Origin of the sequence: Nostoc sp. (assembly GCF_036917355.1) — a bacterium.
GTDB lineage: Bacteria > Cyanobacteriota > Cyanobacteriia > Cyanobacteriales > Nostocaceae > Nostoc.
Window position 1 is genome coordinate 143706 of the sequence record NZ_JBALDP010000064.1, and the last position, 13555, is coordinate 157260.

Consider the following 13555-nt stretch of genomic DNA (forward strand, 5'->3'; position numbering starts at 1 on the left):
TAATGTCTTCTTTACAGTTTATTTTTAAAACAGTAAAAATACTGAATATTATTTAAATGTATAAAAACTATTGTTGTGGATTCTTAAGTACTATTTCCATGATGGAATTACCGAAATAAATAGTTTGTAATAACCATTGCATTAGGTAGATAAATTTATTCCTAAGTAGAAAAACGAAGAAAATATAAAGTTTTTTTCTTGAATTATCAAATTTGAAATTTTATTATGCAATTTAAAATATTATTTCCCATAAAAATTTTTAGCCTTTTTCTTTATAAGCTAGGCTTAGATCGCATCTTAAAAAATATTTAAAATATATATAATATACACAGTAAAACTACCTCCTGCTATGTACAGTAGCTTTTTGGGGCTTACCTCTCATCTAAATAAAGACAGAAGTTGTCGGGTAAAAATTTATAATGTAAGTAAAATTTAACCTAAAAAAACAATGCGTCAGCAGGAGAAATAAAATATTTCTGCTGACATTTTATCTAGATTTGCCTATTTACTTAATTCACGTCTTTTTTATTTGCTGTAACATCATAAATTTAGAAAACAAAGCTAAATAAAAAAATTATGTCAAAACCTGCCACTAATTTGGGGAAGTTATTTCTATTTCGCCTTTCTACAGGTGGAAAATATAAAAAATTTTGTTAGCGTCGCCTGAGATATTAAAGTCTAAACTTCTTCTGTGAAAAGCTAGAATCCGATCGATAACCTTCTACAGCGTAACCAGCAGCAACAATTACCTGTTTGATTGACTTCTCAGAAGCTTCGGACTCCACCGTGACAGTTTTAGCGTTAATATCAACATTCACTTTGATCTCAGGTTCCATAACGTATATAGACTCAGTAATTATTTCGGCACATCCCTCAAAAGCAATATTTGATACTTTCAGTTTTAGTGCCATTTGTTACCTCAGTATGGGAATTTTAAAGTATTTCTTAATGATTAATTTTAAGCATCGAAATGCGATATTTACGACGGGCTACGCCTATGCACATCTTGCCAAAGTCAGATAGTAGCGTAAAAGCATCCTAGTAACTGCATATATCTCACCCAATGGCAGAATTCGCTGGCAGTAATATGAAACAAAATGCAAGAATATATAAAGCTATTTATGAAAATACACCTATCTAGTGCCGCTACGCCCAAGTCGAAAGTCTAAAGTCTAAAGTTAAAAACACCTATGTCTTCAAATCCCCAGTACCTAAGCGGTAACGAAATTCGCAACATATTTCTCGACTTCTTTGCTCAACGGGAACACCAAATTCTCCCAAGTGCCTCCCTTGTGCCAGAAGACCCAACCGTGCTGCTGACGATCGCGGGGATGCTACCATTTAAGCCAATATTCTTAGGGCAGCGTACACCAGAATTTAAACGGGCTACGACTTCGCAAAAGTGTATCCGCACTAACGATATCGAAAATGTTGGACGCACCAAACGGCATCACACTTTTTTTGAGATGCTGGGTAATTTCAGCTTTGGTGATTATTTTAAAGAACAAGCGATCGCTTGGGGTTGGGAAATCTCCACGCAAGTCTTTGGCTTTTCCCCCCAAAATCTCGTCGTCAGCGTTTTTAAAGATGATGATGAAGCTTTTGGAATCTGGCGCGATCAAATCGGTGTGCCGGTAGCGAGAATTAAACGCTTGGGCGAAGATGATAACTTTTGGGTATCTGGCCCGACAGGCCCTTGTGGGCCTTGTTCCGAAATTTATTACGACTTCCACCCAGAACGTGGTGACGAAAATATAGATTTAGAAGACGATTCCCGGTTCATCGAGTTTTACAATCTCGTGTTCATGCAATATAACCGGGATGCTTCCGGGAATTTAACGCCGCTACAAAACAAAAACATCGACACCGGCATGGGTTTGGATAGAATGGCGCAAATTCTCCAAAAAGTGCCCAATAATTACGAAACTGACCTGATTTTTCCAATTATCCAAACAGCAGGGCAAATTGCTGGTGTTGATTACCACAGCAGTGATGAAAAAACTAAAACTTCCTTAAAAGTCATTGGCGATCATATTCGCGCTGTCATCCACATGATTGCTGATGAAATTCGCGCTTCCAATGTCGGACGCGGTTATGTGCTGCGGCGGTTAATTCGGCGGGTGGTGCGTCACGGGCGGTTAATTGGGATTTCTGGCGAATTTACTACCCAAGTTGCTGAAACTGCGATCGCTCTTTCTGAATCAGCTTACCCCAATGTACGCCAACGGGAAGCGGCAATTAAAGCTGAGTTGCAACGGGAAGAATCGAATTTCCTCAGAACTCTGGATAGAGGCGAAAAACTACTAGAAGAAATTATCCAAGAGGTGAAACAGCGAGGGGAAACTCAGATTAGCGGTGAAAGTGCATTTACTCTTTACGATACCCACGGTTTTCCCTTTGAACTTACTCAAGAAATTGCTGAAGAAAACAACTTGACAGTTGATGTTGATGGATTCCAGAAAGCAATGGAAATCCAACAACAAGGAGGTAGAGGCGCACATGAAACCATAGATTTAACTGTACAAGGTTCCCTCGACAAACTAGCAGAACACATCCAAGTCACCGAATTTATCGGCTATACCCAATCGGCGGCGACGGCAAAAGTCGAAGCGATATTAGTAGAAGGTGTTTGCCAAGAGGAAGCAGAAGCGGGGACAGAAGTGCAAATTGTCCTTGACAAAACGCCATTTTATGCTGAATCTGGGGGGCAAATCGGCGATCGCGGTTATATCTCTGGTGATGGTATCGTTGTTCGAGTGGAAGACGTGAAAAAAGAATCTGATTTCTTTGTTCACTTCGGACGCATCGAACGCGGTACACTGCGCGTAGGCGATCGCGTTACCGCCCAAATCGATCCGGCTTGTCGCCGTCGCGCTCAAGCTAACCATACCGCAACGCACCTATTGCAAGCGGCATTGAAAAAAATTGTTGATGAGGGCATATCTCAAGCAGGTTCCCTGGTTTCATTTGACAGGTTGCGCTTCGACTTCAACTGTCCCCGGGCGTTGACAGCAGAGGAAGTTCAACAAGTTGAGGAACAGGTGAACAGTTGGATTGCTGAGGCTCATGCTGCAAAGGTGGAAGTATTACCTTTAGCAGAGGCGAAAGCTAGGGGTGCTGTTGCGATGTTCGGAGAAAAATACGGTGAGGAAGTGCGCGTGATTGACTTCCCTAGTGTATCAATGGAACTCTGCGGTGGAACCCATGTCAGCAATACTGCTGAAATTGGCGTCTTCAAGATTATCTCGGAAGCTGGCGTAGCTTCTGGGGTGCGGCGCATTGAAGCTGTTTCGGGGCCAGCAATCCTAGATTATCTGAATCTGCGGGATAAAGTAGTTAAAGATTTGAGCGATCGCTTTAAAGTCAAACCCGAAGAATTACCAGACAGAATCACAAGTCTGCAAAGCGAACTGAGAAATAGCCAGAAGGAATTAGAAACCTTAAAGGTACAGCTAGCGATCGCTAAATCAGACAGCTTGCTACAAACAGCAGAAAGCGTAGGCGGCCATAAAATTATTGTCGCCCAATTAGAAGATGTCGATCCAGAATCATTGAAAACCGCAGCCGAACGCTTGTTGCAAAAAATCGGCAACGGTGCGGTGGTACTGGGTTCTGTTCCAGAAGAAGGGAAAGTGAGTATAGTTGCAGCTTTTAGTTCAGAAGTGAACAAAAAAGGACTGCAAGCTGGTAAATTTGTAGGTGCGATCGCTAAAATTTGCGGCGGCGGCGGCGGTGGAAGACCGAACTTAGCTCAAGCCGGCGGACGCGATGCAAGTAAATTACCAGATGCGTTAGGACAAGCGGAAAGTGAGTTAAAATCCGCGTTGGGTTAACCAAACCGAAGGGGAACTCTTAATAGGGGAAGAATTTTAAGCGTTGCATATTTACGCGATCATTTAGCAATTTCCAAAATTCCCCCCTGCCTCTCCTGCCCCTCTGCCCCCGTGCCTTCCCTGCCCGCGACTTCTCCCCATTCCCCAGATATGCTTCAGACTTTTCTATAATAATTAAGTGATTCCCGTCATCAAAAACAGCCTGTGACTACCACTCCCCTATCTCCAAATTCAACAGCTCAAGTTCCAGATACGCTAGGCCGCTTTGGACGCTTTGGCGGTAAGTATGTACCTGAAACGCTCATGCCTGCTCTGGCTGAATTAGAAACAGCTTATCAGCAATACCGCAATGACCCTGGTTTTCAAGCAGAACTACAGCAGTTGTTACGAGACTATGTAGGACGTGCGACACCATTGTATTTTGCTGAACGCCTGACTGCTCATTATGCCCGACGCGATCGCACCGGGCCACAAATTTATTTAAAACGTGAAGATTTAAATCACACTGGCGCTCACAAAATCAATAATGCCCTTGGTCAGGTATTGTTGGCGAAACGCATGGGTAAGCAGCGGATTATTGCCGAAACGGGTGCTGGACAACATGGAGTTGCTACAGCCACAGTTTGCGCTCGTTTTGGGCTGGAATGCGTAATTTACATGGGTGTTCAGGACATGGAACGCCAAGCTTTGAATGTTTTTAGAATGCGGCTGATGGGGGCAGAAGTGCGTCCGGTGGAGGCGGGAACCGGAACTTTGAAGGATGCTACTTCCGAAGCAATCCGAGATTGGGTGACAAATGTGGAAACTACCCACTACATCCTGGGTTCGGTAGCAGGGCCTCATCCTTACCCAATGATGGTACGTGATTTCCATGCAGTAATCGGCGAAGAAACCCGCGCCCAAGCAATGGAAAAGTGGGGTGGATTACCTGATATTCTCTTGGCTTGTGTAGGTGGTGGTTCCAATGCGATGGGACTATTCTATGAGTTTATGAATGAGTCTTCTATACGCTTCATTGGCATTGAGGCAGCCGGAGAAGGTGTTAATACCGAAAAACACGCAGCTACATTGACAAAAGGACGAATTGGTGTATTGCACGGAGCCATGAGCTACCTACTGCAAGATGAAGATGGGCAAATCATTGAGGCACACTCAATTAGTGCGGGGTTAGATTATCCTGGCGTGGGCCCAGAACATAGCTATTTAAAGGATACTGGTCGCGCTGAATACTATAGTGTGACGGATGCAGAGGCTTTGGAGGCATTCCAGCGATTATCGAAATTGGAGGGGATTATCCCGGCATTGGAAACAGCCCACGCGATCGCTTATCTCGAAACCCTCTGTCCTCAGCTAATCGGCAGTCCTCGGATTGTAATTAACTGCTCTGGACGTGGTGACAAAGATGTACAAACGGTAGCCAAGTTATTGTATCCAGGGTAAATCTACATAAAATATTTGGGAGAAAACAATAATGGGTCAACAATTCCAACACCCAATGTTACCGCAACCCACTCACGACGAGTTGGCACGGCAAAACTTTGTGCAAACTATGAAAATGCACATTTTCAAGAATGTCACTCCTGGTAATAAAGAAATTTATGAAAAACTAGCCAAGCCGAAGTTTGAACAAGAACATCAGCGCCCTCCCGAAAATCGTTATGAAATTCGGGAATTAATGCAGCACGAACCCTACTATCGCTGGACTAGTGCCCTGAAGCGCATCAACCAGGAAATGTTATGGGATGCTGTAAATGCCAACGTTGACAGACAACTGCCAGAGTTGATCGAGCGTGCCAAAGATAAGGGTGGTGAACTGGGTACTTTAACCGTAGATCCAAATTTTCAAATACCTGCTTATCAAAAGGCTGTAGACATTCACTGTATGCCCGGAGGATATCACAGTGAATTCACTGCCGATGATGTCGCAGCCGGTGCAACCTACGATCGCGGCGCTTACGTTTATGGACTCGGTTGGTTGGGGCCGCTCAACGATGATATGGGGCTATCTATAGTCCAAAACTACCTTTTAGCAGAGTTTCCCAACTTTCGACCAAGAAAAATCCTCGATATGGGATGTTCTATTGGCAATAGCACATTACCTTATGTCGATGGTTTCCCAGATGCGGAAGTCCATGCTATAGATATAGGCGCATCTATACTGCGTTACGCTCATGCAAGAGCCGAAGCTTTGAGAAAACGGGTACACTTCTCTCAGCAAAATGCCGAACATACTAACTTCCCTGATGAATCATTTGACTTAGTGGTTTCTCACATTTTGCTGCATGAAATCCCCCCGTCATCTGTGCGTAAAGTTATGCAAGAGTCTTATCGTCTACTGGCTCCTGGTGGCATGATGATTCATCTAGAAGCACCCCTATATCATCACATGGATCTTTATACACAGTTTATTTATGATTGGGAAACCGCTAACAACAACGAACCCTTCTGGAGTGCTGTACGCGATTTAGATTTGGTGCCGCTAGTTACTGAGGCTGGTTTTGCAGCAGATAAGACATTCGAGAAATTTGTCCCGAATGGGGCATGGAAAGCAAAAGAAACTAATGGTATGTTTCAAAATCGTAACTCAGCCACCCAAGGCACTTGGTTTATGGTTGCTGCAACCAAGTAAGAATTCGTAATTCGTAATTCGTAATTCGTAATTCGTAATTTAGGAAGTCAGATTTTATCTGGCTTTCCTCGTTTTGTATGTCTAGTCTTATTTTTGGAGAATTGGTATTACGATGACAAAAATAGCCAAGGGTAAACGACCTGTTTACTTAGAAAATCCGCAAACTGATAAATTGTTAGCGATCGTTATGGCTTTGACTGGTGAGGTGTCCGTGCTGCATGAGCGGCTAGACACCATCGAACGGTTGCTAGAGGTGAAAGGTATTTTATCGGCTAGTGAGATTGAAGCTTACGAGCCGGATGTCAAAGTAACCAAGGAACGGGAACAGTGGCGTGCAGAATATATTGCACGGGTGTTGCGTGTGATACAGGAAGAGTTAGAACCCCTTAAATAGACCTAGTTGAAATCACGTATAAAAATGGCTGGATTTATTCAGCCATTTTTTATTCGACATTCCGCATCTTCAACTATCACAATCGGTTTTTACTGCTTTTTTGATATAAAAAAGCTATTTAAAATACTTAAGTACAGTAAAATAGCTGAATTTATGAAGATGAATAAGCATAATCTGGAACTCATGAATTCAAATAAATCTAGTAATTACACTATATGACAGTCTGAATGGGGAATCTTGGATAAAAAGAATCATACTAATGGTAGAAGACAAATATTGATTAAATAGTACAAACTTTGCGTCAAATCATGCATTTAAACGTTTGCTAGTAGTTTTTGAGCAAAAAAGCCTATAAATAGAGCTATTTAGACCTATAAGCAATTTGTCACATTGATATTCGTTGGTTACATTGTCTAAAACTTTACTGCCAACAAATGATCAAACAAATAGTTTACAGCGTTGCTTTAGGCACTATTGCTCTCAGTAGTGGAGCAATCGCTACTTCTGTAACAAATCCAGCTTGTACGCCAGCACCTTCAAATGTATCGAATAATACTAATCAAATTGCAGCAAATAGCATGGACACTGCTGCTCTAGAACAGTCGATTTTTAACCAAATCAATAACTACAGAGCTTCTCAAGGGCTACCAGCGCTGACTCGTAATTCTGCCATCGATAATCAAGTTAGGCTTCACAGTAAGAACATGGCTAATGGTACTGTTCCCTTTGGACATAATGGATTTTCACAACGTCTTAATGCAACCGGTATTTCTTACAGAGGAGGTGCTGAAAATGTCGCTTACAACCAGGGACATAGCGATCCTGCTACAGTCGCTGTGCAAGGTTGGCTCAAAAGTCCAGGGCATCTTGCCAATATCAGAGGTAATTATAATTTGACGGGGATTGGTGTCGCCAAAAACAGTCAAGGCGCAATCTACTTCACACAAATATTCATTCGCTCATAGGTTTGACGCGATGTGCAACTTAATATTCTGACCTCACTTCCATTCCTCTCTCCTGCAAAGAGAGAAAGGCTTTGAATTCTACCCATTCCTTATTATTAGGCCAGGAGATTAGGTTTGAGTAAAAATTGCACACAGCGTTAGATTTGGTAAAGTTTAGGTTTTTTCTCAAATTTCCTAGACTTTAACCTGTTACTAAAGCTTTTGCTTGATAATTCATGAAAATCTGAAATTATTAGCAAAATTAACCGTGATTTTCATGAAGCTGACTTATTGAAGTACTGACAATTGAAAATGATTGTTTGTGTTACTTGTCAAGGATATAGCCAAATTGCCGAAATTCATCATTACTTAATAGTATTGTGGTATATATCCTCGGAACAATAAGGTAGAGTAGAAGTCTTATATCTCTACACATTACGCAATTCTCCATGTTCCGACAAACTGCTTTTGGCATCGCTTTAAGTGCGCTTGTCCTTGCTAGTGGATTAACGACTGCTCCGATACCAAATCATACTTCTACGAATACATCCACCCGTAATAAGCTGTTGTCGCTTTTTTCTAGTCAGGTTGCAATATCGACTCCTACTTTTAAAACTACTGAGTTAGAAAAATCAGTATTTGACCAAATTAATCGATATCGGGTTTCTAAAGGGCTGCCAAAGTTGACTTTAAATCCAAATTTAACTCGACAGGCCAGAATTCATAGTCAAAATATGGCTAAAGGCAAAACCCCATTTAGTCATCAGGGATTTGAAGGACGAGTCAAAGCTATCCCGATTCGCTACAACAGTGCAGCGGAAAATGTTGCTTTTAACCGGGGATATAGCAACCCCGTAGAGGAAGCTGTTACTGGCTGGATCAAAAGTCCTGGACATCTAAAGAATCTTAAAGGAAATTACAACCTGACTGGAATTGGTGTTGCGACTAATAATCAAGGCGAAGTCTACCTGACACAAATGTTTTTTCGCACTAGGTAGATTTAATTTCTGATTTTTTTGCACAATAATAATGTAGTGTCTGACAAGACTTTTTTTGCTGGACACTGCTATTATTTTTGAACAATTGATGACATTACCAGATTTTCAGGTGAGCGATCGCGACCTCAGTGACGCAACCCTTAGCCAGTATTTAGAATCTACAGCGATCGCAGTTGATACAGAAACGATGGGATTATTGCCACTGCGCGATCGCTTGTGTCTCGTCCAACTGTGCAATCCAGAAGGGAAAGTGACTGCAATCCGCATAGCCAAAGGACAAGCTGACGCCCCCAACTTAAAAAAACTCTTGGAAGCAGTCAATGTTGTGAAAGTGTTTCACTTTGCTCGATTTGATTTGGCCACTTTGCGAGCCAATCTGGGGATTCAGGTAGGGCCGATTTTTTGTACCAAAATTGCTAGTAAATTAGCCCGTACTTACACAAATCGCCACGGACTCAAAGATGTGGTGCAAGAATTAGAACAAGTAGAACTAGATAAAAGTTCTCAAAGTTCTGATTGGGGTAACGCCGTTAGCTTATCTGAAGCTCAACTAAGTTATGCTGCCAATGATGTGCGCTACTTACTTAGCGTGCAGCAGAAGTTAATACAAATGCTCAAACGGGAAGAACGCTGGCAAATTGCTCAAGAATGTTTTGAGTTTCTACCAACGATAGTTTCCTTAGATTTGTTGCAATTCAAGGATCTATTTGAACACTAATCGAATAGAGAATGGGGAGTAGAGAATAGGACAAGAAATTTTTATTGGTTGTCAATCCCGATTAGTGATATGTCAAGTTGAAATTGATAGATAAGCAAGTTCGTAGTAAGGACTAAAGTCGTTATTTTCCAAGCACTAAAGTGCTTACTACAAACCCTGATTCTAAGTTACAGCAGATTTCAAATGAGTGAAGTAAACAATGATTTGTCTCAAAGCCAGGTATATATAAAGCCTGTTTTACTTCTGGATTCTGACTGGAGGCGGAGCATCTCCGGCTCCGCTTCTGAATTTTGCTGTATTTTTTGCCTAAGAGCCAACATTGGAATCATTGGTGTCTCTAGGAGTTTTAGATTCACTAGCAGCTTCCTTGAGGTTACTTGCTCCCTCTTGAATGCCTTCTTTAAGGTTACTTGCTTGCTCTTGAATACCTTCTTTAAGGTTACTGGCTCCTTCTTGAATGCCTTCCTTAAGGTTACTTGCTCCCTGTTTAATGGATTCTGTGGCGCTAGTACCGCCCTTTTGCAGATTTTCTTGGTGGTTTTTTAGCCGATCTACAACATTGTAGTCATCTGCACCTGGGGGAGTTTTTGATTCAACAATCCCTTCTGTTGGGCCACCGATTGCTTTCCATGCGCCAAGACCACCTTTGAGTTGGGAGACATGCTCAAATCCATTAGAACGCAGTTGTTGTGCGGACTGAGCAGTGTCTTGATCGTTATCACCGTAAAGGTAAATGTCACGGCTCTTATCTAAAGAAGCTACTGCACGCTCTACCAATTCATCTGCTGGCATTGGCATTGCTCCCATAATGTGACCTTCATTGAAGGTCGAGCGATCGCGCACATCCAGGATTGTAAAAGCTGGTTCGCCCCATTCCAGACGACTCTTGAGGGTATGAGCATCAGTTTGTGCTTCTATTGGTGGTTGGGGGGGAATGATGCCGCCTACTAAATTATTAACCATAATTTTTCCTTACTCACGATACTAATAGCAATTTAGCGAACTGAAGATATTTAATTGATCTTTCTCTGGTATGAGTATTCTTAAACTCTCTCCTCAGATAGACTGAGTATTTTCCAGAAAATCAACCAATTAATCAATTGTAAATAATGCCATTTAATAGTATTGATAGACAATATTCTATTTAAAAAGAATCAAATATATTTAAAGGAAATATTTTAGTCATCTTAGATATTTTAGGTTTTACGTAATTCTTCATGAATCAAGAAAACATTAGTTTGAAATGAAAAATATTTAGTGATAAATATAGTAAGCGATACCTTTCTAATATTAGCGATCGCTAATAATAATGTCTCCTCAATTTTCTGCGGCACTTCTAGAGTTACATCAGCAGCACTACTGGGGCAATCTCCCAGCAATTTGTTGACATTGTAATATTGCTAGAGCAATTCTTTTTGCTGTTTCTTTTATTTGTGAAAGCTGTTTGTGCTGCCCATATATCTTCTGGTCATGCTTTCAGTCATTGGCTTATCATAGTCTCAGGCTGAAACTTGTAGTATAGTATATGCTTAAGAGGGCAGCTACATGTAAATGCACCAGGGTAGATTTTCGTAGACCTTCTTCAAGAGAACATACCTGTTGGCTAGAGTACAGTCGAGTAAGTAGGAGTTGAGAATCTAGATTGGCTGATAATTTAGTTTGTGAGCCTTTATAGAGACCTAATTGATCGGGGAGTGCATTGCTCTTTTAAAGTTGTAGCAATTGCAGTCTCTTCTGGATGTGTCTTTTGACTATTTGCGGTTACGGAGATGGTTTTTAATTACACTTATCCTAAATGTAAAAAAAATTCAATATTATACAATATAAATTCAAAATTATGCAAAAATCATGCGATAATCATAAATTTTATCGGCATGACGATGGCTGAGGTTGTCATAAGCTTCATGGAAAATTAAATGTATACAAGTACTACAGTAGCGATGGTACTCAGCAGAGACGCGCGTCAATACACTTTCAACAGAAATACGTAAAACAAAACTGGCGCAACAGCAAATCGCAGAATCCACAATAGGCAGCATTATGGTTATGATTCCCGCTACTACTCCCAAAATTCTGATCGTCGATGACGACTTCGGTGTGCGAAATCTCGTATATCGTTTTTTAAGTCGGAAATATCAAATAGAGTCGGCAGCAGATGGTAGGAGTGCCTTATCGTTGTTTGAGCAATTCAACCCAGCTTTAGTAATTCTGGATTGGAATTTGCCGGATGTTACTGGTTATAGCCTCTGCCAAGAAATGCAAAGTCGTACTAATGTTTTAGTGCTGATACTGACTAGTAGGACTGACGAGGCTGATAAAATTAAAATCTTAAGCGCAGGTGCTGATGATTTCATGACTAAACCATTTAGTCTTGCAGAAGTTGAAGTTAGAGTAGAAGCTCTTTTGAGACGGATACGCTACATCAACCCCTCCCCAACACAACGTATCGTGTTCAAGCAACTAGTAATTAATCCAGAGGGCCGCGAGGTAACACTTAACGATAAAACTCTTGCTTTAACAGCACTAGAATTTAATATCTTACATTTTTTGGCAAGTCATCCTAATCAGGCTTGGAGTCGTCCACAGCTAATCCAAAAAATCTGGGGTTGCGACTATATAGGAGATGGTCGGGTGGTTGATGTACATATTGGTCAGCTTCGCAAAAAGATGGAAGTCGATCCCAGCATACCGGAGTTTATTAAAACTGTGCGGGGCTATGGTTACAAGTTTGAAGCGCCCGACGAGAATACTAGTTTTTAAGACTAGCACACAGGTGCAGACAACATTGAGATAAAAAAGAATTGCTTAACTGAACCATATTAGGAACTGATTTGGTCGCGTCTTGACGATTTTAAGCAAAGCTGTACTTAATTTTTCTTAGCCAATCTTTGACTAACCAACTCAGCCGCTAAATGTATTGCTGCTCTCATACTCGTAGCATCAGCAATTCCCTTACCCGCAATATCAAACGCTGTTCCGTGGTCAGGTGAAGTGCGAACGAAAGGAAGACCTATAGAAGTATTAACTGCCCGATCGAACGCCATTAGCTTCACAGGAATTAAGCCTTGGTCGTGGTAAAGTGCCAAGTAAGCATCAGCGGGATTTTGTACTAAAGAATTTCCATACCAAGCTTGACCAGGTTTAACCCACATCGTATCTGGCGGTATCGGCCCATCTAGTTGCAATTGTGGTCGGTTTTGCCGTTCTTGCTCCAACCAGGGAATTAACCAATCTTGTTCTTCATATCCAAGTTGTCCCTGTTCGCCACTGTGAGGATTTAACCCGGCGATCGCAATTCTCCCTCTATATATACCAAAATCTTTCTCTAAACACTCCACTAACAAATCCAGTTTTTGTGTCAACAACTGCGGTGTCAACACATCGGCTACTTGACGTAGGGGTATATGTGTGGTTACAAGTAAAGCGCGGAGCGTCCAACCAGTATGGGGCGATCGCGCTACGAATAACATCCCAAAACGGTCAACACCTGACTTCTGCGCCAAAAGTTCTGTTTGCCCTGGATAATTATATCCTGCGGCCTTCCAAGCAGATTTAGCGATCGGCCCTGTGACAATACCATCAAATTTACCAGCCAGTGTTTGAGCGATCGCATATTCCATATACGCAAAACTAGCCGCACCACTGGCTGCATTACCTATTCCTGAAATAATTTGATCTTTAATTTTTCCATCCAACTGCACATCGCTGACCGACAACTCATCTGGATTTGCCAAAGCTACTAAATTCTCAGTTAAATTCAGTTTGTAATAAATCTGTGCCAGCAAATCTCCGTTACCTACTACTGTAACGTCATATTTTTTACGAATTTCTGGATCGGCTAAAGCTTTCAAAATGACCTCCGGCCCAATTCCTGCCGGATCTCCGAGCGTCAGCGCCAAACGCGGACGATTCTCTTTCACAGAATTTATTAAGCCACCTTGATTATTTTGATACATAAAATTTTTTCATAATTATTATCATTAAATATTCTCGTTTTACCCATCTCCACTTCTGCCAACAGTAGGGATTGCCCCCCAAG

The 13555-nt window shown here is 41.6% G+C and carries 11 protein-coding genes and 2 pseudogenes; 8 read left to right on the forward strand and 5 right to left on the reverse strand.

The window, feature by feature from the left end; genetic code table 11:
• Positions 1-671 precede the first annotated feature (671 nt).
• Entirely contained in the window at positions 672-911 is a 240-nt protein-coding gene (locus V7K53_RS20435; RefSeq protein ID WP_335199313.1) for a heavy-metal-associated domain-containing protein, read from the reverse strand.
• A gap of 279 nt (positions 912-1190) precedes the next feature.
• On the opposite strand from V7K53_RS20435, the gene alaS reads away from it, so the two are divergent.
• The 7 genes from alaS to V7K53_RS20470 all read left to right on the forward strand — a co-directional run bounded on the left by alaS (position 1191) and on the right by V7K53_RS20470 (position 9516).
• Positions 1191-3833: an alanine--tRNA ligase gene (alaS, locus tag V7K53_RS20440; RefSeq protein WP_335199315.1), complete on the forward strand. Its 2643-nt coding sequence runs from the start codon at positions 1191-1193 to the stop codon at positions 3831-3833.
• 204 nt (positions 3834-4037) lie between these two features.
• Entirely contained in the window at positions 4038-5273 is a 1236-nt protein-coding gene (gene trpB / locus V7K53_RS20445) for a tryptophan synthase subunit beta (RefSeq protein ID WP_335199316.1), read from the forward strand.
• A gap of 31 nt (positions 5274-5304) precedes the next feature.
• Positions 5305-6462, forward strand: coding sequence for a class I SAM-dependent methyltransferase (locus tag V7K53_RS20450; protein ID WP_335199317.1), 1158 nt, complete (start codon positions 5305-5307; stop codon positions 6460-6462).
• A 112-nt stretch (positions 6463-6574) separates the two neighbouring features.
• The gene (locus tag V7K53_RS20455; protein WP_335199319.1) at positions 6575-6856 is read left to right on the forward strand and encodes a hypothetical protein; all 282 of its coding nucleotides are present in this window, start codon (positions 6575-6577) and stop codon (positions 6854-6856) included.
• Between the two features lie 434 nt (positions 6857-7290).
• Positions 7291-7821, forward strand: coding sequence for a CAP domain-containing protein (locus tag V7K53_RS20460; RefSeq protein WP_335199320.1), 531 nt, complete (start codon positions 7291-7293; stop codon positions 7819-7821).
• A gap of 428 nt (positions 7822-8249) precedes the next feature.
• Positions 8250-8798 carry a CAP domain-containing protein gene (locus V7K53_RS20465; RefSeq protein ID WP_334999319.1) on the forward strand — a complete coding sequence of 183 codons (549 nt, stop codon included), beginning with the start codon at positions 8250-8252 and terminating at the stop codon, positions 8796-8798.
• 88 nt (positions 8799-8886) lie between these two features.
• Positions 8887-9516: a ribonuclease D gene (locus V7K53_RS20470; RefSeq protein WP_099102107.1), complete on the forward strand. Its 630-nt coding sequence runs from the start codon at positions 8887-8889 to the stop codon at positions 9514-9516.
• Between the two features lie 516 nt (positions 9517-10032).
• On the opposite strand, the pseudogene V7K53_RS20475 reads toward V7K53_RS20470, so the two are convergent.
• The 3 genes and pseudogenes from V7K53_RS20475 to V7K53_RS20485 form a co-directional block, all read right to left on the reverse strand.
• Positions 10033-10479: pseudogene (locus V7K53_RS20475) on the reverse strand (rhodanese-like domain-containing protein); the annotation flags it as partial.
• A 233-nt stretch (positions 10480-10712) separates the two neighbouring features.
• A pseudogene (locus tag V7K53_RS20480) lies at positions 10713-10904 on the reverse strand (hypothetical protein); the annotation flags it as partial.
• A gap of 447 nt (positions 10905-11351) precedes the next feature.
• Entirely contained in the window at positions 11352-11555 is a 204-nt protein-coding gene (locus V7K53_RS20485; RefSeq protein WP_335199322.1) for a hypothetical protein, read from the reverse strand.
• A gap of 1 nt (position 11556) precedes the next feature.
• On the opposite strand from V7K53_RS20485, the gene V7K53_RS20490 reads away from it, so the two are divergent.
• The gene (locus V7K53_RS20490; protein WP_335199323.1) at positions 11557-12276 is read left to right on the forward strand and encodes a response regulator transcription factor; all 720 of its coding nucleotides are present in this window, start codon (positions 11557-11559) and stop codon (positions 12274-12276) included.
• 107 nt (positions 12277-12383) lie between these two features.
• Here V7K53_RS20490 and pdxA read toward each other — a convergent pair whose 3' ends face one another.
• Positions 12384-13472 (reverse strand): 4-hydroxythreonine-4-phosphate dehydrogenase PdxA, encoded by a 1089-nt coding sequence (gene pdxA, locus V7K53_RS20495; RefSeq protein ID WP_335199324.1) that lies wholly within the window; start codon positions 13470-13472, stop codon positions 12384-12386.
• Between the last annotated feature and the right edge of the window lie 83 nt (positions 13473-13555).

Excerpts from the sequence above, each read along its gene's own strand:
- V7K53_RS20485 (WP_335199322.1), bottom strand. The coding sequence starts at position 11,555 with ATGCTGCCTATTGTGGATTCTGCGATTTGCTGTTGCGCCAGTTTTGTT.
- alaS (WP_335199315.1), top strand. The coding sequence starts at position 1,191 with ATGTCTTCAAATCCCCAGTACCTAAGCGGTAACGAAATTCGCAACATA.
- V7K53_RS20470 (WP_099102107.1), top strand. The coding sequence starts at position 8,887 with ATGACATTACCAGATTTTCAGGTGAGCGATCGCGACCTCAGTGACGCA.
- V7K53_RS20435 (WP_335199313.1), bottom strand. The coding sequence starts at position 911 with ATGGCACTAAAACTGAAAGTATCAAATATTGCTTTTGAGGGATGTGCC.
- V7K53_RS20450 (WP_335199317.1), top strand. The coding sequence starts at position 5,305 with ATGGGTCAACAATTCCAACACCCAATGTTACCGCAACCCACTCACGAC.
- V7K53_RS20465 (WP_334999319.1), top strand. The coding sequence starts at position 8,250 with ATGTTCCGACAAACTGCTTTTGGCATCGCTTTAAGTGCGCTTGTCCTT.
- V7K53_RS20490 (WP_335199323.1), top strand. The coding sequence starts at position 11,557 with ATGGTTATGATTCCCGCTACTACTCCCAAAATTCTGATCGTCGATGAC.
- pdxA (WP_335199324.1), bottom strand. The coding sequence starts at position 13,472 with ATGTATCAAAATAATCAAGGTGGCTTAATAAATTCTGTGAAAGAGAAT.
- V7K53_RS20460 (WP_335199320.1), top strand. The coding sequence starts at position 7,291 with ATGATCAAACAAATAGTTTACAGCGTTGCTTTAGGCACTATTGCTCTC.
- V7K53_RS20455 (WP_335199319.1), top strand. The coding sequence starts at position 6,575 with ATGACAAAAATAGCCAAGGGTAAACGACCTGTTTACTTAGAAAATCCG.